At 40.5% G+C, this 26,404-nt stretch carries 26 protein-coding genes; 25 read left to right on the top strand and 1 reads right to left on the bottom strand.

Going from position 1 to position 26,404, the window contains the following annotated elements; translation table 11 throughout:
• The first annotated feature begins 24 nt into the window (after nucleotides 1-24).
• The 8 genes from hrcA to deoC all read left to right on the top strand — a co-directional run bounded on the left by hrcA (nucleotide 25) and on the right by deoC (nucleotide 8,908).
• Nucleotides 25-1,068 carry a heat-inducible transcriptional repressor HrcA gene (hrcA, locus tag QNI29_RS14775; protein WP_231417255.1) on the top strand — a complete coding sequence of 348 codons (1,044 nt, stop codon included), beginning with the start codon at nucleotides 25-27 and terminating at the stop codon, nucleotides 1,066-1,068.
• Nucleotides 1,069-1,216: 148 nt separating this feature from the next.
• Nucleotides 1,217-1,789 (top strand): nucleotide exchange factor GrpE, encoded by a 573-nt coding sequence (gene grpE / locus QNI29_RS14770; protein WP_284526536.1) that lies wholly within the window; start codon nucleotides 1,217-1,219, stop codon nucleotides 1,787-1,789.
• 38 nt (nucleotides 1,790-1,827) lie between these two features.
• Complete coding sequence (gene dnaK, locus QNI29_RS14765) at nucleotides 1,828-3,645, top strand: molecular chaperone DnaK (protein ID WP_231417253.1); 1,818 nt, start codon at nucleotides 1,828-1,830, stop codon at nucleotides 3,643-3,645.
• Between the two features lie 194 nt (nucleotides 3,646-3,839).
• Nucleotides 3,840-4,964, top strand: coding sequence for a molecular chaperone DnaJ (dnaJ, locus tag QNI29_RS14760; RefSeq protein ID WP_231417252.1), 1,125 nt, complete (start codon nucleotides 3,840-3,842; stop codon nucleotides 4,962-4,964).
• A gap of 29 nt (nucleotides 4,965-4,993) precedes the next feature.
• Nucleotides 4,994-5,932: a 50S ribosomal protein L11 methyltransferase gene (gene prmA / locus QNI29_RS14755; RefSeq protein WP_231417251.1), complete on the top strand. Its 939-nt coding sequence runs from the start codon at nucleotides 4,994-4,996 to the stop codon at nucleotides 5,930-5,932.
• 18 nt (nucleotides 5,933-5,950) lie between these two features.
• The gene (locus tag QNI29_RS14750) at nucleotides 5,951-6,703 is read left to right on the top strand and encodes a 16S rRNA (uracil(1498)-N(3))-methyltransferase (protein WP_231417250.1); all 753 of its coding nucleotides are present in this window, start codon (nucleotides 5,951-5,953) and stop codon (nucleotides 6,701-6,703) included.
• A 4-nt stretch (nucleotides 6,704-6,707) separates the two neighbouring features.
• Nucleotides 6,708-8,069: a tRNA (N(6)-L-threonylcarbamoyladenosine(37)-C(2))-methylthiotransferase MtaB gene (gene mtaB, locus QNI29_RS14745; protein WP_231417249.1), complete on the top strand. Its 1,362-nt coding sequence runs from the start codon at nucleotides 6,708-6,710 to the stop codon at nucleotides 8,067-8,069.
• Nucleotides 8,070-8,236: 167 nt separating this feature from the next.
• A complete protein-coding gene (gene deoC, locus QNI29_RS14740; RefSeq protein WP_231417248.1) occupies nucleotides 8,237-8,908 on the top strand; it encodes a deoxyribose-phosphate aldolase in 672 nt (223 codons plus the stop codon).
• A 686-nt stretch (nucleotides 8,909-9,594) separates the two neighbouring features.
• Here deoC and QNI29_RS14735 read toward each other — a convergent pair.
• Nucleotides 9,595-10,524, bottom strand: a complete 930-nt coding sequence (locus QNI29_RS14735; RefSeq protein ID WP_231417247.1) for a Na/Pi symporter — start codon at nucleotides 10,522-10,524, stop codon at nucleotides 9,595-9,597.
• Between the two features lie 326 nt (nucleotides 10,525-10,850).
• Between QNI29_RS14735 and rpsU the strand changes: the two genes are divergently transcribed.
• From rpsU to dnaG, 17 genes are all read left to right on the top strand, one after another.
• Nucleotides 10,851-11,024 (top strand): 30S ribosomal protein S21, encoded by a 174-nt coding sequence (rpsU, locus tag QNI29_RS14730; protein WP_036785757.1) that lies wholly within the window; start codon nucleotides 10,851-10,853, stop codon nucleotides 11,022-11,024.
• A gap of 15 nt (nucleotides 11,025-11,039) precedes the next feature.
• On the top strand, nucleotides 11,040-11,486 hold the full coding sequence (locus QNI29_RS14725; RefSeq protein WP_231417246.1) for a GatB/YqeY domain-containing protein: 447 nt from the start codon (nucleotides 11,040-11,042) through the stop codon (nucleotides 11,484-11,486).
• A 291-nt stretch (nucleotides 11,487-11,777) separates the two neighbouring features.
• Nucleotides 11,778-13,112 (top strand): NfeD family protein, encoded by a 1,335-nt coding sequence (locus QNI29_RS14720; RefSeq protein WP_231417245.1) that lies wholly within the window; start codon nucleotides 11,778-11,780, stop codon nucleotides 13,110-13,112.
• Nucleotides 13,113-13,124: 12 nt separating this feature from the next.
• Complete coding sequence (floA, locus tag QNI29_RS14715) at nucleotides 13,125-14,114, top strand: flotillin-like protein FloA (protein WP_231417244.1); 990 nt, start codon at nucleotides 13,125-13,127, stop codon at nucleotides 14,112-14,114.
• Between the two features lie 33 nt (nucleotides 14,115-14,147).
• Nucleotides 14,148-14,675 (top strand): YqfB family membrane protein, encoded by a 528-nt coding sequence (locus tag QNI29_RS14710; protein ID WP_231417243.1) that lies wholly within the window; start codon nucleotides 14,148-14,150, stop codon nucleotides 14,673-14,675.
• 79 nt (nucleotides 14,676-14,754) lie between these two features.
• Complete coding sequence (yqfC, locus tag QNI29_RS14705) at nucleotides 14,755-15,042, top strand: sporulation protein YqfC (protein ID WP_188651467.1); 288 nt, start codon at nucleotides 14,755-14,757, stop codon at nucleotides 15,040-15,042.
• A 16-nt stretch (nucleotides 15,043-15,058) separates the two neighbouring features.
• Nucleotides 15,059-16,246, top strand: a complete 1,188-nt coding sequence (yqfD, locus tag QNI29_RS14700) for a sporulation protein YqfD (RefSeq protein WP_231417242.1) — start codon at nucleotides 15,059-15,061, stop codon at nucleotides 16,244-16,246.
• Nucleotides 16,247-16,249: 3 nt separating this feature from the next.
• The gene (locus tag QNI29_RS14695) at nucleotides 16,250-17,209 is read left to right on the top strand and encodes a PhoH family protein (RefSeq protein WP_231417241.1); all 960 of its coding nucleotides are present in this window, start codon (nucleotides 16,250-16,252) and stop codon (nucleotides 17,207-17,209) included.
• Between the two features lie 60 nt (nucleotides 17,210-17,269).
• The gene (locus QNI29_RS14690) at nucleotides 17,270-19,408 is read left to right on the top strand and encodes an HD family phosphohydrolase (RefSeq protein WP_231417240.1); all 2,139 of its coding nucleotides are present in this window, start codon (nucleotides 17,270-17,272) and stop codon (nucleotides 19,406-19,408) included.
• A 2-nt stretch (nucleotides 19,409-19,410) separates the two neighbouring features.
• Nucleotides 19,411-19,881, top strand: coding sequence for an rRNA maturation RNase YbeY (gene ybeY / locus QNI29_RS14685; RefSeq protein WP_231417239.1), 471 nt, complete (start codon nucleotides 19,411-19,413; stop codon nucleotides 19,879-19,881).
• A complete protein-coding gene (locus tag QNI29_RS14680; RefSeq protein ID WP_231417238.1) occupies nucleotides 19,853-20,224 on the top strand; it encodes a diacylglycerol kinase family protein in 372 nt (123 codons plus the stop codon). The genes ybeY and QNI29_RS14680 overlap by 29 nt, the downstream gene beginning before the upstream one ends.
• Nucleotides 20,225-20,422: 198 nt before the next feature.
• Nucleotides 20,423-21,325, top strand: a complete 903-nt coding sequence (gene era / locus QNI29_RS14675) for a GTPase Era (protein ID WP_231417237.1) — start codon at nucleotides 20,423-20,425, stop codon at nucleotides 21,323-21,325.
• Nucleotides 21,326-21,421: 96 nt separating this feature from the next.
• Nucleotides 21,422-21,568 carry a YqzL family protein gene (locus QNI29_RS14670; protein ID WP_231417236.1) on the top strand — a complete coding sequence of 49 codons (147 nt, stop codon included), beginning with the start codon at nucleotides 21,422-21,424 and terminating at the stop codon, nucleotides 21,566-21,568.
• 23 nt (nucleotides 21,569-21,591) lie between these two features.
• Nucleotides 21,592-22,338 (top strand): DNA repair protein RecO, encoded by a 747-nt coding sequence (recO, locus tag QNI29_RS14665; RefSeq protein WP_231417235.1) that lies wholly within the window; start codon nucleotides 21,592-21,594, stop codon nucleotides 22,336-22,338.
• Nucleotides 22,339-22,604: 266 nt separating this feature from the next.
• Nucleotides 22,605-23,234: a transcriptional regulator CcpN gene (locus QNI29_RS14660; RefSeq protein ID WP_231417234.1), complete on the top strand. Its 630-nt coding sequence runs from the start codon at nucleotides 22,605-22,607 to the stop codon at nucleotides 23,232-23,234.
• Nucleotides 23,235-23,253: 19 nt separating this feature from the next.
• A complete protein-coding gene (locus QNI29_RS14655; RefSeq protein WP_231417233.1) occupies nucleotides 23,254-24,060 on the top strand; it encodes a pyruvate, water dikinase regulatory protein in 807 nt (268 codons plus the stop codon).
• Nucleotides 24,061-24,557: 497 nt separating this feature from the next.
• A complete protein-coding gene (gene dnaG / locus QNI29_RS14650) occupies nucleotides 24,558-26,381 on the top strand; it encodes a DNA primase (protein ID WP_231417232.1) in 1,824 nt (607 codons plus the stop codon).
• Nucleotides 26,382-26,404 lie beyond the last annotated feature (23 nt).

Here is a 26,404-nt window from a genome sequence, read left to right as displayed (position 1 = left end):
TGAGTGCTAACAGAGGTGATCATCATGTTAACAGAGAGACAATTGTTGATATTACAAGTGATAATTGATGATTTCATCCAGTCTGCGCAACCTGTAGGATCAAGAACGATCTCAAAAAAAGAAAGCGTATCTTATAGTTCAGCTACGATTCGAAATGAAATGGCTGATTTGGAGGAGTTAGGATTTCTTGAGAAGACGCACTCCTCCTCAGGAAGAGTTCCTTCTGAAAAAGGGTATCGCTTTTATGTTGATCATTTGATGTCTCCATTTAACTTGTCAGGAAGAGAAATTTCTTTTGTGAAACAAGCTTTTGACAATCAAATGGTTGAATTTGAACAAGTCGTTCAGCAGTCTGCGCGGGTGTTATCCGAGTTGACGAACTATACGTCGATTATTCTTGGACCCGAAGTATACGAGACAAAATTAAAGCAATTACAAATCATTCCCCTATCGCAGATTTCTGCTGTAGCGATTCTTGTAACGGATACAGGTCATGTGGAGCACCGCTCGTTTACAATTCCTGTAGAAATTAAACCAGCTGATCTAGAGAAGATGGTCAACATATTAAATGATAGGCTTAATGGTGTACCGATTATTTATCTTCACCATAAGTTAAATACCGAAATTGCTACCTTACTCAAGAAGCACACAAGTGATTTTGAGAAGGCCTATCAGTATTTGCGAGCCGCTTTATTTGATGAACAACCAGCGAAGCTTTACGTTGGAGGTAAGACCAACATTCTTATGCAGCCGGAATTTAGAGACATTGATAAAGTGAGAACATTGTATTCGATGATTGAAGAAGAAACAGAAATTGCTCACTTACTCCGTCACAATTCAAGTGATATCAAAGTTTCTATTGGAACAGAGAATGAAGTGAGTGCTATGAAAGATCTCAGTATCATTACTGGATCCTACTCCATTGGGGATACGCAACTAGGAACAATCGCTTTGCTTGGTCCTACTCGGATGGAATACTCAAAAGTCATTTCTTTATTGAATTTACTTTCAGACCGTATGACAGAAACATTCCATTCTTGGTATCAAAAAGGTTCAACTGGGGAATAGATGATAAAGGCAATTTAGGACGTCTGTTCTCTTTTTTACTAGAGCTATTTGCTTGCATATAAGGTTGAACGGGCTTTTTATAAAAAATACCCAAAATTGAAGGGTTATCGGTTTAGTTTAGATTCAATTTCTGATATATTCTTAACCGGTGCAAAAGACCGAACGAGTTCTGGAGGAGGTGACAAACATGGACGAAAACAAACAACAAACAGAAGAAGTCGAACAAGAAGAGGTCGTTGAAAATCCTGAACAAGAAATCGTGGAAGAAGACGCTGGTGAAAATGATGAACTAGCTAAACTTCAACAGGAAAAGGATGAAACGTACCAACGTTTGTTACGCTTACAAGCAGATTATGATAATTTCCGTCGTCGAACGCAGAAAGATCGTGAGAACGACCGTAAATATAAATCTCAATCACTAATTGAGGAATTATTACCTGCACTTGATAACTTTGAACGTGCGCTCCAAGTGGAAGCACAGGATGAAAAGTATGCAGAAGGTATGAACATGGTTTATAAACAGCTAAAGAGTGCACTAGAAAAAGAAGGCCTAGAAGAGATTCCAGCTGTTGGGGAGGAATTTGATCCTCATATGCATCAAGCTGTTATGCAAGTAGAAGATGAAAACTATGAATCAAATGTTGTCGTAGAGGAGCTTCAAAAAGGTTATAAACTAAATGACCGCGTGATCCGACCATCAATGGTGAAGGTGAATCAATAAGCTCGCTCTACATATGAAGAAAAAGGAGGAAATTTGTCATGAGTAAAATTATTGGTATCGACTTAGGTACAACAAACTCTTGTGTTGCTGTAATGGAAGGCGGCGAATCTAAGGTAATTCCAAACCCTGAAGGTAGTCGTACAACTCCTTCTGTTGTTGCTTTCAAGAATGGTGAACGTCAGGTTGGTGAAGTAGCAAAGCGCCAGGCGATCACAAATCCTAATACAATCCAGTCTATCAAAAGACACATGGGTACAGACTACAAAGTAGAAATTGAAGGAAAAGAGTACACTCCTCAAGAGATCTCTGCAATCATCCTTCAGTATATCAAGTCTTACGCAGAAGACTATCTTGGTGAAACGGTTGAGAAAGCTGTTATCACAGTTCCAGCTTACTTCAACGATGCTGAGCGCCAAGCTACTAAAGATGCTGGTAAAATCGCAGGTCTTGAAGTAGAGCGTATCATTAACGAGCCAACAGCAGCGGCTCTTGCATACGGAATTGACCAAGAACAAGATCAAACTCTTCTTGTTTATGACCTTGGTGGCGGTACATTTGACGTTTCTATCCTAGACATCGGCGACGGTACATTCGAAGTTGTATCTACTGCTGGTGACAACAAGCTAGGCGGAGATGACTTTGACCAAGTAATCATCGATCACATGGTAGCTGAATTCAAGAAAGAAAACGGCATTGATCTTTCTAAAGATAAAATGGCTCTACAGCGCCTTAAAGATGCTGCAGAAAAAGCGAAGAAAGACCTTTCTGGTGTTGCTCAAACACAAATTTCTCTTCCATTCATCACAGCGGGAGAAGCTGGTCCACTTCACTTAGAAATGAACCTAACTCGTGCGAAATTCGAAGAGCTTTCTTCTAGCTTAGTAGAACGCACAATGGAACCAACTCGTCGTGCTCTTAAAGACGCAAGCATGTCTTCAAGCGACATCGATAAAGTTCTTCTTGTAGGTGGTTCTACTCGTATTCCAGCTGTTGTGGAAGCACTTAAGAAAGAAGTAGGTAAAGATCCTTCTAAAGGCGTAAACCCTGACGAAGTTGTAGCACTTGGTGCTGCTGTTCAAGGTGGCGTACTTCAAGGTGACGTTAAAGACGTTGTCCTTCTAGACGTTACTCCACTATCTCTTGGTATTGAAACAATGGGTGGCGTTACAACGAAATTAATCGAACGTAACACAACAATCCCTACAAGTCAGAAGCAAACGTTCTCTACTGCTGCTGATAACCAAACAGCTGTAGACATCCACGTACTTCAAGGTGAGCGTGAAATGGCACAAGATAACAAAACACTTGGTCGTTTCCAATTAACAGACATCCCACCAGCACCACGTGGTGTACCTCAAATCGAAGTATCCTTCGATATTGACGCAAACGGTATTGTGAACGTACGTGCGAAGGATTTAGGTACAAATAAAGAACAATCCATCACAATCAAATCTTCTTCTGGTCTTTCTGAAGACGAAGTAGAAAAGATGGTTCAAGAAGCAGAAGAAAATGCTGATGCGGACAAGAAGCGCCGTGAAGAAGTTGAGCTTCGTAACGAAGCAGATCAGCTAATCTTTACAACAGACAAGACGATCAAAGATCTTGGCGAATCTGTAACAGAAGAAGATAAAGAAAAAGCTGAATCAGCTAAATCTGAACTTCAAACGGCACTTGAAGGTGAAGACCTTGAACAAATCCGTGAGAAGAAAGATGCTCTTCAAGAGCAAGTACAACAACTTTCTGTAAAAATGTATGAGCAAGCACAACAAGCTCAAGAAGGCGCTGAAGGCCAAAGTGCAGAAGAAGACGTTGTAGACGCAGACTTTGAAGAAGTAAACGAAGACGACAAGAAGTAAATAAAGCATCCAAACCAGGATGATCCAGATAAAAAAAGTCAAAGTCAGGGGGTATCTTGGCTTTGACTTTTTTACTGTATGGATTTTGTTTGTTCGTGTATTGGGAATAATGTGAATGAATTAACTTTGAATCGGTTATGAAACCGTGTTAATATAAACTTTATGTGAGTAGAGAGTCGGGAGAGTGATCTTCAGTGAGTAAACGCGATTATTATGAGGTTTTAGGTGTATCGAAAGATGCTTCTAAAGATGAAATAAAGAAAGCGTATCGTAAATTAGCAAAAAAATATCACCCAGATGTCAGTCAGGAAGACAATGCGGAGGATAAGTTTAAAGAAGCCCAAGAAGCATGGGATGTTCTAGGTGATGAGCAAAAACGTCAACAATACGACCAGTTTGGCCATGCAGGTCCTAACCAGGGTGGTTTCGGAGGATTCGGTGGAGCCGAAGACTTTGGAGGCTTTGGAGACATCTTTGACATGTTCTTCGGTGGTGGAGGACGCCGTCGCGATCCGAATGCCCCTCGTCGAGGCGCCGATCTTCAATATACAATGACGCTCAACTTCGAAGAGGCCATCTTCGGTAAAGAAACAGACGTCCAAATTCCAAAAGAAGAAGAATGTGAAACATGTGATGGATCTGGTGCAAAACCTGGAACGAAGCCGGAAACTTGTCCACACTGTCAAGGTGCCGGACAACTTAATCAAGAACAAAACACTCCATTTGGCCGCGTTGTGAACCGCCGAGTATGTCATCACTGTGAAGGAACAGGTCAAATCATTAAAGATAAGTGTAATACGTGCGGTGGAGATGGAAGAGTTACAAAACGTAAAACAATTCATATTTCTATTCCAGCAGGTATTGACGAAGGTCAGCGTATTCGCGTATCTGGTCAAGGTGAACCTGGTGAAAATGGAGGACCGACTGGAGACTTATATGTTGTCGTTCAAATCCGTCCACACGAGTTCTATAAACGTGAAGGCGACCACATCTTCTGTGAGATGCCTCTAACGTTTACACAAGCGGCGCTTGGTGACGAAATTGAGGTTCCAACCGTACACGGGAACGTCAACCTTAAGATTCCAGCAGGTACTCAGAACGGTAAAACGTTCCGCCTGAAAGAAAAAGGTGCTCCAAATGTTCGCGGCTATGGTCATGGAGACCAGCACGTAAAGATTCGCGTAGTGACACCAACGAAAATGACAGATCGTCAGAAAGAATTACTACGTGAGTTCCATGATATTAGTGGAAACCAGCCAACAGAAGAACAACACGATAACATTTTCCAACGTGTTAAGCGCGCCTTTAAAGGCGAATAAGGAATCCAGAGTAAAGAGAGTTGATCCCATTGAAATGGTCTGAGATATGTATTCATACAACCAATGAAGCCATTGAGCCTATATCGAATATCTTGCATGAAGCAGGGGCTAGTGGGGTAGTAATTGAAGACCCACAAGACTTGTTTAAGGAAAGAGATACGTTTATGGGTGAGATCTATGAATTAAATCCAGATGACTATCCCACAGAAGGTGTGTATGTAAAAGCATACCTTCCTGTGAATAGTTTTTTAGGTGAAACGGTAGAAGAAATTAAGCATGCCATTAACAATTTGATTGAATTCGATATCAACATTGGGCGTAATCACGTGACAATTAGTGAATTGAACGAGGAAGATTGGGCCACCGCATGGAAGAAGTATTATAAGCCTGTTAAGATCTCAGAGAAGGTTACCATTATTCCTACCTGGGAAGAATACGAGCCGGTTTCAAGCGATGAGGTCATTATTGAACTTGACCCGGGTATGGCATTTGGAACAGGCACACATCCTACAACGGTGCTGAGTATTCAGGCGATCGAACAGTACATTCAAGAAAACGATGTAGTCCTAGACGTAGGAGCAGGATCTGGCGTTCTTAGTATTGCCTCTGTCTTATTAGGTGCTAAGCATGTCCATGCCTTTGATCTAGACGATATAGCTGTTAAGAGTACGACCATTAACGCTAAATTAAATAATGTAGAAGACCAGGTTGAATCACAGCAAAATAATCTTCTTCAAGGAGTAGACCTTGAGGCTGATTTGATTGTTTCGAATATCTTAGCTGAGATTATTGTTCAGTTTACGGATGATGCTTTCAATACGTTAAAGTCTGGCGGTTACTTTATTACATCAGGCATTATTATGAATAAGCGTCAATTAGTGAAAGATCAACTTATTGAATCCGGCTTTGAAATTGTAGAAATCAATCAAATGGAAGATTGGACATCTATTATTGCTCGCAAACCATAAAGAAAGCAGGTGCCCATTGTGCAACGTTATTTTGTTCCTTTATCAGGATGGAACGATCAGCATGTCGTCATAACAGGAGAAGATGTTCACCATATCGGAAAAGTTATGCGCATGAAGCCTGAACATCATATATTATGTTGTACACCAGAGGGTGACCTGGCTGAATGTGAGATCACAGAGATCACTTCAGAATCAGTAACATGTAAGATCGTAGAGTGGCTGGAAGAGGATAAAGAGCTTCCGGCTACCGTTACGATTGCTCAAGGGTTACCTAAAGGAGACAAAATGGAGCATGTGATTCAAAAGGGAACAGAGCTTGGCGCATCCAAATTTATCCCTTTTGAAGCAGAGCGTTCCATTGTAAAATGGGATCAAAAGAAATCTCAAAAGAAAATAGCAAGATATCAAAAGATTGCAAAAGAAGCGAGTGAGCAGTCTCATCGAACGATGATTCCGTCAGTCGTTAATGTACACTCTTTAAAAGATTTGTTAGCGCTTCAAGTAGAATATGATTGGGTAATCTTTGCTTATGAAGATGAGGCGAAGAGTCCATCATTCCACTCATTAAAGGAAGTCTTTACGAAGGTTCAAAAAGATGAGCGTATACTTGTGTTGATCGGACCAGAAGGTGGATTCAGTGAACAAGAAGTTCAGAGGTTGAAGGAAGCCGGGGCACTAGCGGTTCGGTTAGGTCCTAGAATTTTAAGAACAGAAACGGCTGCTACATATTTTCTTTCAGCTCTGTCCTATCAATTAGAGGAATTGGGGTGATCCTATGCCATCAGTTGCCTTTCATACATTAGGTTGTAAAGTAAACCATTATGAAACGGAAGCCATTTGGCAATTGTTCAAGGAAGAGGGGTATGAGCGTACAGACTTTGATCGCTCATCCGACGTATACGTCATTAACACGTGTACCGTAACAAACACAGGAGATAAGAAGAGTCGTCAGGTAATCAGACGCGCTATTCGTAAGAATCCAGATGCGGTTATATGTGTGACCGGATGTTACGCACAAACCTCACCAGCTGAAATCATGGACATTCCGGGTGTGGACATTGTTGTGGGCACTCAGGATCGTCGAAAAATGCTTGAATACATTAAACAATATCAAGAAGAGCGTCAACCCATTAATGGTGTAACAAATATTATGAAGACACGTACGTATGAAGAACTTGATGTACCTGCCTTTACGGACCGTACTCGAGCTTCTTTAAAGATTCAAGAAGGCTGTAACAATTTCTGTACGTTCTGTATCATTCCATGGGCGCGAGGGTTAATGCGTTCTCGTGATCCTGAGGAAGTGATCCATCAAGCCCAGCAGCTTGTGGATGCAGGATATAAAGAGATTGTGTTAACGGGTATCCATACAGGTGGTTATGGCGAGGACATGAAAGATTATAATCTCGCTATGCTATTGCGTGAATTAGATAAAAGGGTAAAAGGATTAAAGAGAATCCGCATTTCTTCTATTGAAGGAAGTCAAATAACAGATGATGTTATTGATGTGCTGCGTGAATCGGATAAGATTGTTCGTCACCTTCACATCCCTCTTCAATCCGGCTCGAACACTGTTCTTAAACGTATGCGTCGTAAATACACAACCGAGTTCTACAAAGAGCGTGTGGATCGTATTAAAGAAGCGTTGCCAGGACTTGCTATAACTTCAGACGTGATTGTTGGTTTTCCTGGTGAAACGGAAGAAGAGTTCAATGAAACCTATCGTTTCATTCAAGAAATTGGCTACTCTGAGCTTCACGTCTTCCCTTATTCCAAACGTACAGGTACACCTGCTGCGAGAATGGATGACCAGGTAGATGAAGAAGTGAAAAATGATCGTGTGCACCAACTCATTGAGTTATCGAACCAGCAGGCAAAAGAATATGCCTCTCAATACGATAGTGAAGTTCTAGAAGTGATACCTGAAGAGAAATTCAAGGATGACGAGAACGATAATCGTTACGTTGGTTACACCGACAACTATTTGAAAGTTGTATTTGAAGGCACGGAGGATATGGTAGGAGAAATCGTTCGTGTTAAAATCCTTCAAGCGGGCTATCCTTATAACAAAGGGCAATTTGTCCGTGTGATGGATCGACCAAGTTTAACAGACGAATCGATTGAGTTATCTTCTTAATTAGTAAAGGTCCTTGTTGGCTACACAACAGGGCCTTTTTCTATGTATGAGAAACTGGGGATTCTGAGATAATAAGGTAAGCGTTTTAATAGGGTATAGCATTTTTTTGGACATAATGCTAAGATAAAAGAGGTACGGACAACCCGAGTGAGAAAGGAAGATTATTAATGGATGCTAAATTAGCAAAAATGATTGATCATACACAGCTTAAACCAGATACAGCACAAGAAAAAATAGAGCAGATTTGCCAAGAAGCGAAAGAATATGGTTTCGCCTCTGTTTGTGTGAATCCTTACTGGGTACCATTCTGCTATGAACGTCTTCAAGATACAGATGTGAAGGTTTGTACAGTAATTGGTTTCCCGCTTGGTGCTAACACAAAAGAATTAAAAGCATATGAAACAAAACAAGCTATCGAAAACGGTGCTACTGAAGTAGATATGGTAATCAATATCGGCGCTTTGAAGAGCGGAGACAAAGAAACAGTTCAATCTGACATTGAAGCTGTTGTTCGCGCTACAGAAGGCAAAGCATTAACAAAAGTTATCATTGAAACGTCTCTTCTAACAAACGAAGAAAAAGTTACAGCTTGTCAACTTGCTAAAGAAGCTGGAGCAGATTTCGTGAAGACATCCACTGGTTTCTCTGGTGGCGGCGCAACAGTAGAAGATATTAAACTAATGCGTGAAACCGTAGGCCCTGACATGGGTGTAAAAGCATCTGGTGGCGTTCGCGACCGTGAAGGTGCAGATGCAGTCATTGAAGCCGGAGCAACTCGCATCGGTGCAAGTGCTGGCGTATCCATCGTTTCTGGTGGCCAAGGTACTTCTGATTATTAATTAGAAGGCTTTGTTATAGTTTAGTATTGTTATTTTAAAGGCTTGTTCAATACTCAAAGCTGAGACATTTAAGTGTAGATGGGGCCGTCTTGATTGACTAGTGCTTGGGGTGTCTGGGGAACGACTCGCTTTCCGCGGGCGAGCTGTCGAGCCTCCTCGGGCAAAATTCGTGCCCTGCGGGGTCTCGTCGACCTCTTTCTCCCGCAGGAGTCTCCCCGTTCCCCAGACACCCCTTATCTAAATTTGATGGGACGGCCCTCCAGTTAGATCGTAGAATAGATTCAACTCTATTCACTAATATGGCATGTTTCCGTTCTTCTCAATATGGGAAAGGTGGTTCGGGAAATTGCGAGACTCCTGCGGCAGAAGGAGCCTAGGGGAGACCCCACAGAGAGCGCAAGCGAACGAGGAGGCTTCCCAGCTCGCCGCGGAAAGCGAGTGATTTCCCGAACCACCTTCCGCTCAGACTAACGTTAACGGAAACATTCCCACTTTCCGGTGCTCCACATTAGGGACTTATATGTAACGTGTAAAAATCAACAACCAACTTTAACAGAGCCAATTAAAAAGGTGTCCTCAATGGGGGCACCTTTTTTAATTATTTCACGTAAGCTCCTAGGCTTTATAATTCCCGAACCACCTTACACTAAATTAAAGAGAACGGGAACATTCTCTCACCTCTGCCGCTAGTCCTTATACTTATGAATAAACATAACAAATCTAGTAAAGTGGTGGACGAAAGGTAAGACGATAAGGGAAGACAATACATTAAAGACGACAGATATGTGAGCTAGCTGCTGGGCGGGTTCGTCTGAGAGCCATTGGGATAAAGCCGCAAGTTCATCAATAAATGGAGCAAATAGTAAGACACCGAGTACATTAAGCCAGATATGAGCCATTGCAACAAGGCGTGCTTCTCGGTTGCTGCCTAGAGACGCTACCCAAGCAGTAATACATGTTCCGATATTAGCTCCTAACATAATACCGATCGCCGATGGTAAACTAAACACCCCTTCATTCAAGAAGCTCATAGAGATTCCGGTAGCGGCGGTGGACGATTGTATAATAGCAGTCATGACGGTCCCAATAAGGATGCTTGCATTGGGGAAATCATTCGTGAACACAAGGCTTTCCTCTATGATTGGGAATTGTTTAAGTGGTTCTGCCAAGGACTCGAATCCGTTTAATGCTACAAAAATACACCCTAAGCCAAAGACTATACCCCCGGCTCCAAACCATGTTTGTTTTGGTATAAGCAAAAGTGCAGCTCCAAGAATCAATAGAGGCCATAAGGGGATAGCATTAGAGAAAGTTAACAATTCCGCTGTAACCGTCGTCCCAATATTGGCTCCAAGAATAATTCCTATGGACTGCTTGAAATTTAGCACCCCTACAGCCACTAACCCAATGGCAATAACCATCGTGCAAGAGCTGCTTTGTAATATGCTTGTTACAACGATGCCTGCAATCATTCCTTTAAAAGGGTTATCCGCATAACGCTCAATTAATAATTTCATGTTTCTATAAGATAATTGATACAACCCTATGCGTAAAACCGTCATTCCAAATATAAAGATGGTTAAGAAAACAGTAAATAACGTAATTAAATCAGCCACGGTTGTTCACCTCTATACCATCATATGGACAAGGTATGATTTCATGACTGAAAAGAAGGCTAAACAAAGGCTATGGAGATGTAGAATTATTTGAGCAGGAATGACTCAATTTCTCAAAATTAAACATTCTCCTCTATCCTGGTCGCTCAACTTATGTTAAAGTGGATGATATGACAGAGCAACGACAATATAATTCTCCGAATGATCCTTTAAAAAATAGTTGAATCTGTCTGGAGAATGGTTTATAATTGTCAGAGGCATGTGAGGAAACTATACTCATGTGTTCATTGAAACTGTCTTTTTTGCTTTGGAGGGAGGGTAATAGCATGTCAAACAACACTCGCGTGCGTAAAAACGAGTCTCTTGAAGATGCTCTTCGTCGCTTCAAGCGCAGCGTATCTAAGAATGGTACACTAGCTGAGTATCGTAAGCGTGAACATTACGAGAAGCCTAGCGTCCGTCGTAAGAAGAAATCAGAAGCCGCTAGAAAGCGTAAGTAAGAGGGTGTAAGGTAGATGTCATTACTTGAGCGTCTCAACCAAGATATGAAAGAGGCTTTACGTAACAAAGAGAAAGAACGTTTATCCGTCATACGTATGGTGAAAGCGTCTTTGCAAAATGAAGCTTTAAAACTTGGAAAAGATGAATTGACTGAGGAAGAAGAATTAACTGTTTTATCTCGTGAGATAAAACAAAGAAAAGATTCCCTCCAAGAGTACAAAAGTGCAGGTCGTGACGATCTTGCGCAAAAAGATGAGAGAGATATTGAAATCATTCAATCATATATGCCTGATCAGCTTTCAGAAGAGGAACTAGATGCAATTGTTCAGGAAACGATCAATGAAGTTGGTGTTTCTTCTAAGAAAGATATGGGCAAAGTGATGAGTGCCATTATGCCGAAAGTAAAAGGCAAAGCCGATGGCTCTCTAGTTAACCAATTTGTACAAAAACATTTATCTTAAACACGAACCGCCTTTTTTAAAAAAGGCGGTTTTTTCATGTTTCCAGGTCTTTTCCTAGACTGTAAGAAAGCATAGGCTTGTCATTTTAGGCAAGACTTTTAAGTATGATTGATCTGTTGACGGACCGATCCCTTCTTCGCAATAGCCTCCATTGAATCCGCCGCTTTTCTAACTTAACCCGCAAAGGGAACAATACTACCAAAAAATTTTCACAAAAATGATAAAAAAACCTTTTACATGAAACGTTTAGATGGCCTAACTCGTATATAATAAAAAGAAAGGGGGGGAAGTATGAGAAAGACAACGAGACTTATGATGATGGTTTCGATCTTATTACTGTTTATATCCTCATTTCTTAGTCCGCCTAGTTCAGCTGATGGAAAAGGTGAAACCGTCTATGTCGTCCCGATTACGGAAACGGTAGAAAAGGGGCTTGCTTCGTTCCTTAAAAGAAGTGTGAACGAAGCGAAAGATCGAGATGCAGATCATATTATTTTTGAAGTAAACACTCCGGGTGGACGGGTGGACGCAGCTGCTGAAATTGCGACCTTGTTCCAATCTATCGAAACCCCGAATACGGCTTTTGTTGTACAAGAAGCTTTATCTGCAGGCTCATACATATCATTAAACGCAGATCAGATCTATATGAAACCAAATACGACTATGGGTTCTGCTGGGGTTATTACTTCAGATGGGAACGCAGCGAGTAAAAAAGCTCAGTCTGACTGGGTAAAAAAGATGCGTACCGCTGCAGAATTAAATAATAGAAATCCGTTGTATGCAGAAGCGATGGCTAACCCTGAACTTGACTTACCGAAATACAAAGCAGGTAAAGGGAAATATCTAACTTTAAGTGCAGCAGAGGCTTTGGAAGTTGGATATGCAGAAGGTGTCGTTAGTTCAAGGGAAGAGTTGTTATCAGAATTAGGATTGTCAGATGCTGAAGTGATTACAACCAACCCGACGTTTACTGAGCGACTTGCTCGCTTAATTACTCATCCTGTTGTTGTTCCGATTTTGCTTTCTGTGGCTAGCTTAGGGTTTGTGGCTGAGTTGTATTCTCCTGGTTTTGGGATTGCTGGCTCCATGGGACTACTCGCGCTAGGATTGTTTTTCTATGGTCATATGATTGCAGGCCTTGCTGGGTACGAAGCCATTATTCTATTTGGTTTAGGGGTTGTATGTATAGTTCTTGAGTTCTTTGTCCCGGGTGGGATACTCGGGATCATAGGTACTGGTGGCGTAGTGGGTTCATTGTTTATGTCCACCGATGACGTTGGTCATATGACGATGAGTCTCTTGATTGCTATTATTGTAGCGATTATTGGCTCTGTTATCCTATTCAAGACAATTGGATTTGACAAAGGATTTTTGAGAAACATTGTTTTAAGCGACTCTACTTCCTCTGAGAAAGGATACCTTTCCTCAAATACGAGAAATGAACTAATCGGGAACACAGGAGAGGCTGTTACACCATTACGGCCTGCTGGCACTGGGGTCTTTAACGATGAACGAATTGATATCGTGACCGAAGGAAGTTTTATCAATGCAGGGACTCCAGTCAAAATTGTGAAAGTAGAAGGATCCAGAGTTATTGTTCGAGAAATTAAACAGGAAAATGTATAAGGGGGAATTGATATGTTATCAGAAGGGTTAATACCGATTATATTTATTGCAGTTATCATTATAGCGCTTGCTGTCTTGTTCACGTTTATTCCAATTATGCTTTGGATTAGTGCGTTAGCAGCAGGGGTTCGAATTAGTATCTTTACGCTTATCGGAATGCGTTTACGTCGAGTTGTTCCAAGCCGTGTGATTAATCCGTTAATTAAAGCGCATAAAGCAGGAGTAGATGTAGATACCAACCAGCTTGAGAGTCATTACTTGGCTGGGGGTAATGTGGACCGTGTTGTAAATGCGCTAATTGCTGCGCAACGAGCGAATATCGAATTAAGTTTTGAGCGTTGTGCCGCTATTGATCTCGCTGGTCGTGACGTATTAGAAGCGGTTCAAATGAGTGTAAATCCAAAAGTAATCGAAACACCGTTTATTGCCGGTGTAGCAATGGATGGGATTGAAGTGAAAGCCAAAGCCCGTATCACTGTTCGCGCGAATATTGATCGTTTAGTTGGGGGTGCTGGCGAGGATACTGTAATCGCTCGTGTTGGTGAAGGAATCGTTAGTACCATCGGTAGCTCAAAAGACCACAATCAAGTGTTAGAGAATCCAGACCGCATATCTCAGAACGTATTAAGCAAAGGTCTTGATGCTGGAACGGCTTTTGAAATTTTATCGATTGATATTGCTGATATTGACATTGGTAAAAACATTGGTGCGATCCTTCAAACAGACCAAGCAGAAGCAGACAAAAATATTGCCCAGGCGAAAGCGGAAGAAAGACGTGCTATGGCTGTCGCGCAAGAGCAAGAAATGCGTGCTCGTGTTCAGGAAATGCAAGCGAAAGTGGTGGAAGCGGAAGCAGAAGTACCACTTGCAATGGCTGAAGCCTTGCGCTCAGGTAATATTGGTGTAATGGATTATTATAATCTAAAGAACATTCAAGCCGATACAGACATGCGTGATGTGATTGGAAAGATGAATAATGAGAATGAGGAAGAGGACAACTAAAAGGAAAGTCCTATATAGGAGGACTGATCGCAAATGGGAGATATCATTGATATCATCGTAAACAATATGGGGCTGTTGATCCCTGTTGTGGCTGCCCTCTTTGCTTTTCTCACGAATTTAGGTAAGAACGAGGAAAAAGAAAAGAAGAAGGCTGAGCAACCTCAACCTGTCCAGACGAGCTCGCAGTCTTCACCAGCTCCTTCTCAAGAGCAAGAGAAGGTGAAAGATTTGAAAACCTATGCAGAAGAGCAAAGGGAGCGCTATAAAAGCCTTAAAAGAGATTATAAGGGTAAAGACTCTCAAGTTGATAAACAAGGAAAACAGCCCTATTACAGCGGGAATCAGGAAGGGCACGATGCGATTCCTGATCAACCTACTCAACCCAGTTATAAGAGGGAACAACGAGTTCCATACAAGAAGGATACAACCAATCAACCTTCCATCAAAGTAACCGGTGTTCAAAACCTTTCGAAGAAGAAACTTGCAGAAAGTGTCGTGATGGCTGAAGTATTAGGGAAGCCAAGATCTAGAAATCCATACCGCTCTCCATTAAAAAAATAACCCTTACCGAAAGCACGAAATGTAGTGATACATTTCGTGCTTTTTTCATAGATATGTATGTGAGAGGGGGCACGCTGGAATGAAAAAATGGCAACAACGTATAGGGAATTGGCTATCGCAACAACTTGATTTACCAACTGATGTCATCCTCGAACTACCCAGAATTACGACCATTGGTCAAATTCATGCATATGTGGAGAATCATAAGGGGTTAATTTCTTTTTCGGATGAGGAATTGCGTTTGAAATTGAAGCAGGGGCAGTTGCTAATCAAAGGAAAAGGATTTGTGCTTCGGATGATGCTTCCGGAAGAGATTTTGCTTGAGGGAACCATTCATGAAGTCACATTTATAGATCAAAATGGCTAAAGGTTAGGAGGCACGTATGAAAATCACGCAAGGAGTCTTCTTTACAGGGTACACGACACTAAGGATTGAAGGGAAGTTTCCGGAGTTCTTTCTCAACCGCTGCGTTGAGAATGGAATTTCAGTTTGGAATGTGAAAAAAATAGACGAGTTTACATGTGAAGCCAATGTACGATTAGAAGATGTGGCGAGTCTTAAACGATTACGAAAGCAAATGGATTATAAAATCCGTTTTAAAAAGAGACATGGTCTTCCGTTTATGTTGCGTTCATTGCTTAAGAGAAGGTCACTTGTAGCGGGTTTTTTATTAGGAATGATTGCGATTTTTCTTCTCTCTAATATGGTATGGGGGATTAAGATCGAAGGCGTTACACCAGAAGTAGAGTATAAAATTAAAGAGAATTTAGAAGACTATGGAATTAAAAGAGGGGCGTGGAAATTTACCATTGAAACACCTGGGGAGATGCAACAGAAGCTGTTAGCAGATGTGCCTGAACTGTTATGGGTAGGAGTAACAGAGAAGGGTACTACGTATCATTTAGAAGGTGTGGAAAAGACCATTGTAACGGAACCTGAACAAGGGGGTCCCCAAAGTTTATATGCGCGCAAAAAAGGAATTATCGTTGATATGTATGTTGAAAAAGGAGCACCAGCCGTCGAGCTGAACGATTACGTGGAGTCAGGTGATTTGCTAGTCTCAGGCGCAATCGGGCGAGAAGAAGAGCCTACATTGGTTCACGCCGAAGGAGAAGTGATTGCAGAAACGTGGTATAAAAGTGAAGTCGTTGTGCCTCTTCAAGTGGAGTATGAAGTGACGACAGGTAAAAAAGAAACCCATTATGGTGTGCAACTTGGTGGTTTTAGGGTGCCTGTTTGGGGATTTAAAGAACCTGAGTTTAAAAGGATCCACGAAGAGGAATACAACAAACCGTTCTACTTCTTTAAGTGGAAACTGCCTATTGGTTTCTCTTCTAAGGAAATCTCAGAGGCTGAGCTCTATGAGGAGTTAAGAACAGACGAACAAGCACTGAAAATAGGAATTCAGCAAGCAGAAAAGGAACTAAAACAGAACCTCCCACAAAATTCCAAAATTATCACCCAAAAAGTTTTGCACCGTCAGAAAGAGAATGGTAAAGTTAAATTAATCCTATATTTCAAAGTTCATGAAGATATATCAAAACCTCAACCTATCACTCAAGGAGACTGAAGCATGCAGGAAGATTTACGTACAATCGACATTCAATTAGATAATCCGAATGAAGCGTTAGCCTTATTTGGGACAGGCGATCGCAATCTGAAACAAATGGAGTCTCAATTAAGTGTATCCATTGTTACGAGAGGCGAACATGTCAGTGTATCTGGAAATAAAGATCATGTTCTTTTAGTAGAACAAGTATTTCATGAGTTGCTTAAAATCGTTCGTAAAGGCTTAACGATCTCTGAACGTGATGTTATCTATGCCATCGATCTGGCTAAGAAGAATGAAATTCAACAGTTTGAAACGTTATTTGAAGACGAGATCATTCGAAATGCAAAAGGGAAACCGGTTCGAGTAAAGACATTAGGGCAACGGAACTATGTTTCGGGTATGAAAACACATGACCTGGTCTTTGGAATTGGTCCAGCAGGTACTGGGAAGACCTATCTTGCCGTTGTAATGGCTGTGCAAGCGTTAAAGAATAACGAAGTCAAACGAATCATATTAACAAGACCAGCTGTCGAAGCGGGGGAAAGCCTCGGCTTTTTACCAGGAGATTTAAAGGAAAAGGTCGATCCTTACTTAAGGCCTTTATATGACGCGCTTCATGATTTATTTGGTACAGAACACACGGCAAGGCTTATGGAGAGGGGAACGATCGAAATTGCTCCTTTAGCGTACATGAGAGGCCGGACGTTAGACGATGCCTTTGTTATTTTAGATGAGGCTCAGAATACGACGCCAGAACAAATGAAAATGTTCATCACTCGTCTTGGTTTTGGATCAAAAATGGTCATAACGGGCGATATCACTCAAGTCGATCTACCAAAAGGTGTTACATCAGGATTGAAAACTTCAGAAAAACGGTTGTCTGGTATTAAAGGAATTGCTTTTTCCTATTTAGAACAGTCAGACGTTGTCCGTCACCCATTAGTTCAACGAGTTATTGACGCTTATGAGGACGAAAAGTAAGTAGAAAGACCCTTTTTTAAGGGTCTTCTTTCTATGTTTAGAATAATGGAGGGGAATTGGGTGAGAAACTGGTGGAATCAGTTCATCAAGGGAAATGTGTTTCAGAATTTGTGGGTTACCACGGGGGCATCTTTAGCAATATTGGCTCTGGTCATGTTTTTGCTTGCTTTTTCAAATGTTCAAACCAAGACCTATGATGTGAAAAGGCTAGACACAGCAAAGGATACCATTCTCTCCCCTGTAAATGTAGAAGATAAAGACCGAACTCAAGAAAAACGGGACGAGGCAATGGAATCGGTTGAGGATGTCTACACCATCAGAAACTTTATCACCAATACCCGCATCAATTACATGGAAGAGATCTTTAACGCGGTTAGGGTTGTGGAAAGCCAAAATGATGAAAAAGATAAAGATTCGGAAGCTTTAGAGGAACAAAAGAGTGATGTGGCTAAACTTCAATCCATGCTTTCAGAAGATATCACCAAACAAGTGGATAAAGAGGTCTTAAAGCATTTATTGCAAGCACCTGCTGATCAGAGGAATGTGGCTGAAGAAATGCTTCAAAAAGCTTTAACAGACGTTCTCCGTGCAGGTGTGAGAGAGGAAGGGGTGGAAGAAGCCCGTAAAGAGGTTTTAAACGAACTGCAGTTTAGTAGCTTTGATCCCTCTCTGAAAGAAGCAGTCCAATCTCTGACAGAATTCTTAGTGGTTCGTAATTCATTTATCGATGAGGATAAGAAGATCCAAGCCCAAAACGAAGCAGCAAACGATGTGGAACCGGTCATGATTAGACAAGGTCAGGTGTTAGTCTTTCAAGGGGAGACCATCTCTAATGATGTCTACGAACGCTTAGAGTTAGTAGGGTTACTCGATGGGAAAAACAATTGGTATCCTTATACAGGACTCATCGTCGTCATTATTTTGTCGCTAGGTATCCTTTTCTATGAGTTAAGAAGAATGAAAGAACTGGACCAGTTGGATCATCCGAAGGTACTCGCCGTTCTCTTTATAAGCATTCTTGTCTTTCTTTTGATGAAGGTAGGGAGTCTCTTTCAGACTTCAATTGATGATTTATACTATGCAGTGCCTGTAGCTGCTGGCGCAATGTTATTAAAGCTTCTTATTCATGAGAGAATCGCTGTTTTTTCGAGTGTTTTATTTGCGGTTTTTGGTACAATTTTCTTTAATGATCAAATTCCTGGAACTTTAAATGTAGAAGCCGGTATTTATTTTCTATTTTCCCAGTTAGCTGCGATTATCTTTCTACATAATGTAAAAGATAAGACCTCTATCCTGAAAACGGGATTCGGAGTTACGGTAGTCAATATGCTATTGGTTAGTGCCTTTGTCATGCTGACTTATGAGCCGATTTCTGTTTCAAACTTAGCCATAACGCTAGGGTATGCTGTATTAGCTGCCTTTTTATCATCCGTCCTTACATTTGGGTTATTGCCATTTTTCGAAGCCGGTTTGGGTATGCTATCAGATACGTTGCTCATTACATTGTCTAACCCGAATCACCCTCTTCTCCGAAAGATCTTAACCCAGACGCCTGGGACGTATCACCATAGTGTGATGGTGGCCAATTTGAGTGAGGCCGCATGTGAAGCGGTCGGAGCAAACGGGTTACTCGCTCGGGTTGGCGCTTATTATCATGATTTGGGGAAAACGTCAGAACCTCAGTACTTTATTGAAAATCAGATGGGCATGAAAAATCCCCATGATGAATTAAAGCCTCATAAAAGCGCAGAAATCATTATTAGTCACCCTTATATCGGTGCTGAGATGCTACGGAAACATAAGATGCCTGAGGAAATTATAGCAATTGCTGAACAACATCATGGTACAACCTTGTTGAAATATTTTTATCATAAAGCTAAACAGGGGGATGAAGATGTTCAAGAGGATTTATTTCGTTACCCTGGACCAAAGCCACAGTCCAGTGAAGCAGCCATTGTTTGCATTTGTGATTCGGTAGAAGCTGCTGTGAGGTCTATGAAATCTCCTTCGCCAGAAGATATTGAAAATCTCGTTCACTCAATTATCATTGACCGTCTTCTGGATGGACAATTATCCGATAGTCCTTTAACATTAAAAGACCTAGAGCGTATACAAACAGCGATTTGTGAAACGTTACAAGGTATATTTCATTCAAGAATTCAATATCCAGAAACAAAAGCGGCCGTAAAGGAGGCATAAATATGTACATTGATTTTCACGATGAAACAAACTCAGTAGAAGAGAATTATGTTGATTTAATCCAGCGTATTTTGGACTTCGCCTCAAAAAAGGAAAATGTCACAGATGAAGCTGAGTTATCGGTGTCGTTCGTTGACAATAACGAAATTCAAATTATTAACCGTAACTACCGTCAGAAGGATGAACCGACGGATGTGATTTCGTTTGCGATGCAAGAAGAGGGAGAAGGAGAAATGAAAATCATGGGGGCTGAAATGCCACTTCTTCTTGGAGATATTGTTATATCTGTAGACAGAGCAAAGGAACAGGCTGAGGAATATAACCATTCTTATGAGCGTGAACTTGGCTTTTTAGCTCTTCATGGGTTTTTACACCTGCTTGGGTATGACCACATGAATAAAGAGGATGAAAAGAAAATGTTCACAAGACAAGAGGAAATTTTACATGAGTTCGGGCTCAAACGGAACGAGTAAAAAAAAGCTCATCGGTTTTTCCTTTGCCTTTAACGGTCTATGGAACGTACTTAAAACGGAACGAAACTTTAGAATTCATTTGTCCGTATCAGCTCTTGTGATACTAGCGGGTCTTTTTTTTGGTTTAGTAGCATGGGAGTGGGTTGCGGTCATTACTATAATGGCTATTGTCATTATTTTAGAAATGATTAATTCTGTAATTGAGCGAATTATGGATTTCTTATCGCCAAATTATCACCCCTTGGTAGGGGAAATTAAAGACATATCAGCTGGAGCGGTACTAGTTGCCGCGCTAGCTTCTGTAATTATTGCTTGTATTATATTTCTTCCTAAACTATTCTAAGAAGACCTGGGAACTCTTTTCCGGGTCTTTTTTGTTGTTAATTGTTAAAAATCAAAAGGGGAAACAATAACCTTTTTGTTTTCTTGTAACATCGTAACTGCTTTTGTCGATTACATGAAATGAAGGCGAATTTGTAGTAAAATAGAAAAAAATCAAGATTGATTTAAGGAATAATCATCAAAGCATGGAGGATACAACATGGAATCAGATTTCAAATCAGGATTTATATCCATTATCGGACGACCAAACGTAGGAAAATCCACATTTATGAATCGGGTTATTGGCCAGAAGATTGCCATAATGAGTGATAAGGCACAAACAACTCGTAACAAAATTCAAGGGGTTTACACACAAGATGACGCCCAATTGGTATTTATAGATACGCCAGGGATCCATAAACCAAAACATAAATTAGGCAGCTTTATGGTGAATGTCGCTGAACAAAGCTTAAACGAAGTAGACTTAGTATTATTTATGGTGAATGCGAAGGAAGGCTTTGGACGTGGTGATGAATTTATTATCAATATGCTTCAAAAAGTAAAGCAACCTGTCTTCTTGATTGTGAATAAATTAGATCAGGTTCACCCGGACGAATTAATTAAACTAATTGATGAGTATCGAACAAAGTATGACTTCGCTGAGATTGTACCGATCTCTGCCCTTGAAGGCAATAACGTTGATAACCTATTGAAGTTAATGGTTGAGAAGATGCCTGAAGGACCACAATTCTATCCGGAAGATATGATTACAGACCACCCAGAGCGCTTTGTAATCAGTGAGTTAATTCGCGAGAAGGCGCTACATTTAACTCGTGAAGAAGTTCCTCACTCCATTGCGGTAGTCATTGAGGGAATTGAAGAGCGAGAAAACGAAAAATTGAACGTGCAAGCTTCCATTATTGTTGAACGCTCTAGTCAAAAAGGAATCATTATTGGAAAACAAGGTTCGATGTTGAAGGAAATTGGACAGAGAGCTCGTAAAGATATTGAAGCTTTACTAGGAACTAAAATTTATTTAGAGCTTTTTGTGAAGGTTCAAAAAGACTGGCGTAATCGTACAAATCACTTGCAAGAGTATGGTTACAGAGAAGACGAATATTAATTTGGAAAATATTAAGTCACATGAGTGCCGGCGTTTACGGTCAATCTAAGATTAATCATACATTTTCTTAATCCAATAGAAAGGTGGGGGTTTCTTGTGCTCGACTTTACATGGAAGGTCTTTAGTCAAACAGGAAACATTGAAACCTATTTATTAATGAAAGAAATGGAAACTACAGATAGTGAAGGTTCTCCAGTTAGAGAACACAGTGAAGATTATGCAGAATTTGATCGACAGTTGTAGAGAAAGAAGATAGGTGAGTTATATTGTTAGAAAAGGTAGAGGGGATTGTAATCAGAACAGGTGACTACGGGGAAACGAACAAAATTGTCACCTTGTTCACGCGGGAAAAAGGTAAAATTGCTGTAATGGCAAGAGGGGCTAAAAAGCCTAAAAGTCGATTAACAGCAATTACCCAACCGTTTGTATATGCTTCCTTCTTGGTGCAAATGGGCTCTAACATGGGGACCTTGCAGCAAGGAGAGGTATTGTATTCCTTGCGAGCCATTCGAGAAGATATCGTTAAGACAGCGTATGCTTCTTATATGGCAGAACTGACTGATAAGCTACAGGAACAAAACAAGCCTGACCCGTTTTTGTTTCAACAGCTGTTACAAACATTTATTTGGATTACAGAAGATAAAGATTTAGATATTCTAATGTTCATGTATGAAATGAAGATGTTTCGTAAAGGCGGCTTTGCGCCTGAAGTTCATCGTTGTGTGAACTGCGGGTCTGAAGTAGAGCCTTTTTCTTTTTCTGTACAAGAAGGTGGGACGTTGTGTACGAGGTGCCGACACATAGACCCCCATTCTTACGGTCTCTCACCAAACCTCTTGAAACTTTTACGAATATGCCTTGGAGTAGACGTAACGAGGGTTGGCAATATATCTGTAAAACAAGAAAATAAGGAACGACTCAAGCAAATCATAACCGAATATTATGATCGCTATGGTGGCTATTATTTAAAGTCGAAGAAGTTCTTAAATCAATTAGATTGGCTGAAAGAGTAGCGGAATAGTTGACATTTCAAGGACTGTTCAGTATTCTTGCAAAGCGCATAACGGATCACATAAGAGGAAACTCGTCTTTATACCTTGATTGGGTATGGGGGCGAGGTTTTTTCACTTATGACGGAGAAGTTGTACAAAAATGATGGTGTTTATGTTGCTTATTTTGAAGTGAACGGTGAAATAAGAGAGGACTGTTCTTCCAACTATGGCTAAAATGAGATATAATATTTTAAATAGTATGACACATAGTAAGAGGTGGTGAAACGATGGACTTAACACAACGCCAGGAACATATTATAGAAATTGTTAAAGAAAACGGTCCGATTACAGGGGAGAATATAGCAGAGCGTTTAAGTTTGACACGAGCAACCCTGCGACCGGATTTAGCCATTCTGACCATGGCGGGATACTTAGATGCAAGACCGAGAGTAGGGTATTTTTATACTGGCAAAACTGGCTCAGAACTATTAACTGAAAAACTAAAAAAGTTTAAAGTTCAAGACTTTCAATCGATTCCTGTTGTCGTTCATGAAAACGTCTCTGTATACGACGCAATCTGTACGATGTTTCTAGAAGATGTCGGAACCCTTTTTGTAGTAAATGATCATGCAAAATTAGTAGGTGTGTTATCACGTAAGGATTTATTGCGTGCAAGTATCGGAAATCAAGATTTACGGGAAATTCCCGTTCATATTATAATGACAAGGATGCCGAATGTTACGCTTTGTTATAAAGAAGACCTATTGCTAGAAGCAGGTCAAATGCTAATCGATAAACAAATTGATGCGCTTCCGGTTGTTAAGAATGACGCAGAAGGCTATGAAGTTATTGGTCGTTTAACGAAAACGAACTTAACGAAAGCACTAGTTGAACTAGGACGTGATGAACGTATATAAGGCGTGAGGAGGTAGTAGGATGGGTAAACCAATTGTTTATGTCGTATCAGACTCTGTAGGAGAGACAGCTGAACTAGTTGTTAAAGCATCGATTAGTCAGTTTAATAACAGTGAATTTGAAATTCAACGTATTCCATATATTGAGGATAAAGCCACTCTAAAAGAGGCTGTCCTTCAGGCAAAAGATCATCAAGCAATGATTGGCTTCACATTAGTCATCCCTGAATTTAGAGAGTACTTATTACAAGAAGCGAAAGAGCATGATGTGATCGCTATTGATATTATTGGTCCTTTTATAGACCAAATTGAAAAGCATTATGGAAAGAAGCCGCGCCTAGAACCAGGGCTAGTTCACAAGTTGGATGAAGATTACTTTAAGAGGGTAGAGGCCATTGAATTTGCAGTGAAATATGACGACGGGAGAGACCCTAGAGGGATTCTGAAAGCAGATGTCGTGTTAATAGGCGTTTCAAGAACTTCGAAGACACCACTTTCTCAGTACTTAGCACATAAACGCTTGAAAGTAGCCAATGTCCCTATTGTTCCAGAGGTGGACCCACCTGAAGAACTCTTTAAAGTGAATCCTTCAAAATGTATAGGTCTTAAGATTAGTGCAGAAAAGCTTAATGATATTCGCAGAGAGCGCTTGAAAGCATTAGGATTGGATGATCAGGCGACCTATGCTAATATGGAACGCATCCACCACGAGCTTAGCCATTTTAATTCCGTAGTGGACCGCATTCAATGTGATGTAATTGATGTTTCAAACAAAGCCGTTGAAGAAACAGCTAATACGATTCTCAATCGAATTCACTCAAAGTCTTAAAATAAAACACAGGTGCTGCACCTGTGTTTTGTCATGTGGATGTGAAAGTTTCGTGTAAAATTATACTCATATTCTATAAAAAAATCGTGGTAATTCAATCTTTATTGTATTATAATTGTATTTTGTGAAAAAATGTTTCTATGGTTTGCATAATGGAATAGTGGGGAATGGATGCTATGTCCCGTCATTTGAATAGAAGTAGCGACTTTTCAGAAAGTTAAAACTTATATTCTTTGAGAAGGATTCCTGACAGGAATGTAGAATACTTGACTATAGCCGGCATCCTTTTATGGGTTTGTCGAACATGACCTGGTAGGAGAGCATCGATCTCTAGGGAAAGAAAGCATGATTAATGGTCTCTTAGGGTAGGGCTTTTAGCGTATCGCCTTAAGTCCTATACACAATAAGATTTTTTAAGGGTTCTCTCAAAAAAATCTTGTCGAATTTTGAAGGGTTTTTATACTTCTTCTAGAATAAAAAGTAAACATGGTGATTGTATGTCTAATCGCATTCCAGAAAGTGTCATTGAGGAAATTCGCAATTCAAACGACATCGTTGACGTTGTCGGTGAATATGTGCAACTGACAAAGAAGAGTCGAAATTACTTTGGGCTTTGTCCATTCCATAATGAGAAAACTCCTTCTTTTTCCGTTTCTTCCGATAAGCAAATTTTTCATTGCTTTGGATGCGGAAAGGGTGGGAATGTTCTTACCTTTATTCGGGAGATTGAAGGTGTTTCTTTTCAGGAAGCCATTCGAATTCTCGCTGATAAAAGTGGCCATCAAGTGCCAGACCAAGAAAATAGCGATCGAGAGGAAACTGATCCAAAGCATCAGGAGAATCAGACGCTACTTGAAGCGCATGGATGGTTAACTAAATTGTACCATCATTTGTTGAGACATACAAAAGAAGGTAAAGATGGATATGAACATCTTGTAGAAAGGGGCTTAACTGATGAAGTGATTGATGCTTTTCAGTTAGGTTTTGCTCCTAACTCGAAAGAATTTACAATGAAATTCTTAGAGAATAAAGGTTTCCATCCTCAAACGATGGTTAAAGGAGGCTTGCTCTCATATCGAGAAGATGGTCATTACGGTGACCGCTTTAGAGGTAGAGTCATTTTTCCCATTCGAAACCATCAAGGAAAGACAGTTGCATTTAGTGGACGTAGTGTAAATGGCGGCGATCCTAAATATTTGAATAGCCCAGAGACGGATTTATTCCAAAAAGGGAAGTTACTTTATAATTTTGATTTAGCTCGCGCTGAGATACGAAAGCAAAATGAGGTTGTCTTATTTGAAGGACAAATGGATGTTATATCTGCGTACCAAGGTGGTATTAAACATGGCATAGCCACATTAGGGACAGCTCTTACAGAGCCACAGGCGAAACTGATTCGTCGTTATGTGGAGCGGGTTATTGTATGTTATGATGCCGACCGAGCTGGTCAGGATGCATCATACAAGGCAGCTACCATACTAAAGAAAGTAGGCTGTGATGTACGAGTAGCCCAAATGAAAGATGGTTCAGACCCTGATGATTATATACGGTCATACGGAAGTGAAAGCTTTCGAAAGCATGTGTTAGAAGCTGCTGTTACGTATACAGGTTTTATGATCAACCATTTAAAACAGGGGTTTAATCTGAATAATGAAGGAGATCGTATTCAATACATCGAACGTGTTTTAGATGAGATCTCTAAAATCAGTAAACCACTGGAGCGGGATCACTATCTTAGAGAGCTTGCAGGTGAATATGACCTTTCTTTAGAAGTGTTAGAACAAGAAATCATAAATCGCCGAAAAAAGCAAGGACTTGATAAGGATAAGAATCCTGAGACTAGCTATACTAATAATTACAAAGAAACTTCTAGAAAAAAACAGAAATTGCTTCCAGCATTTCATAATGCTGAGCGGCAATTGATCTATTATATGTTGCATGATGCTTCTGTGTCTTATAAAGTCCAAGAACATATAGGTGGAGCTTTTAATTTGAATGAACATCAAGTCATTGTGACATATCTTTACGCTTACTATGAAGAAGGGTATGAAGCGAATCCGGGTCAATTTATAGAACAATTACCGGATGCCTCCCTGCAAAGTTTAGTAAGTGAAATTGCTATGTTAAAGCTTCAGCCTGATCTCAGTGATGCAGAAGTCAATGATTATATTCGTGTCATTTCAAATAAAAGAAGTGAGCAGGAAAGCATTTCATCTCTTGAGCTGGAACAAAAAGAAGCGGAGCGCCAAAATGATCCAGTGAAAGCTGCCCAAATTGCGATGAGAATCATTGAGATGAAAAAGCAGTTAAGATCCCAATAGTTTGGTTTAGAAGGAAGTTTGGA

Source organism: Pontibacillus chungwhensis, from assembly GCF_030166655.1.
Taxonomy (GTDB): Bacteria; Bacillota; Bacilli; order Bacillales; family BH030062; genus Pontibacillus.
This window is presented reverse-complemented; position numbering and strand designations above follow the sequence as displayed.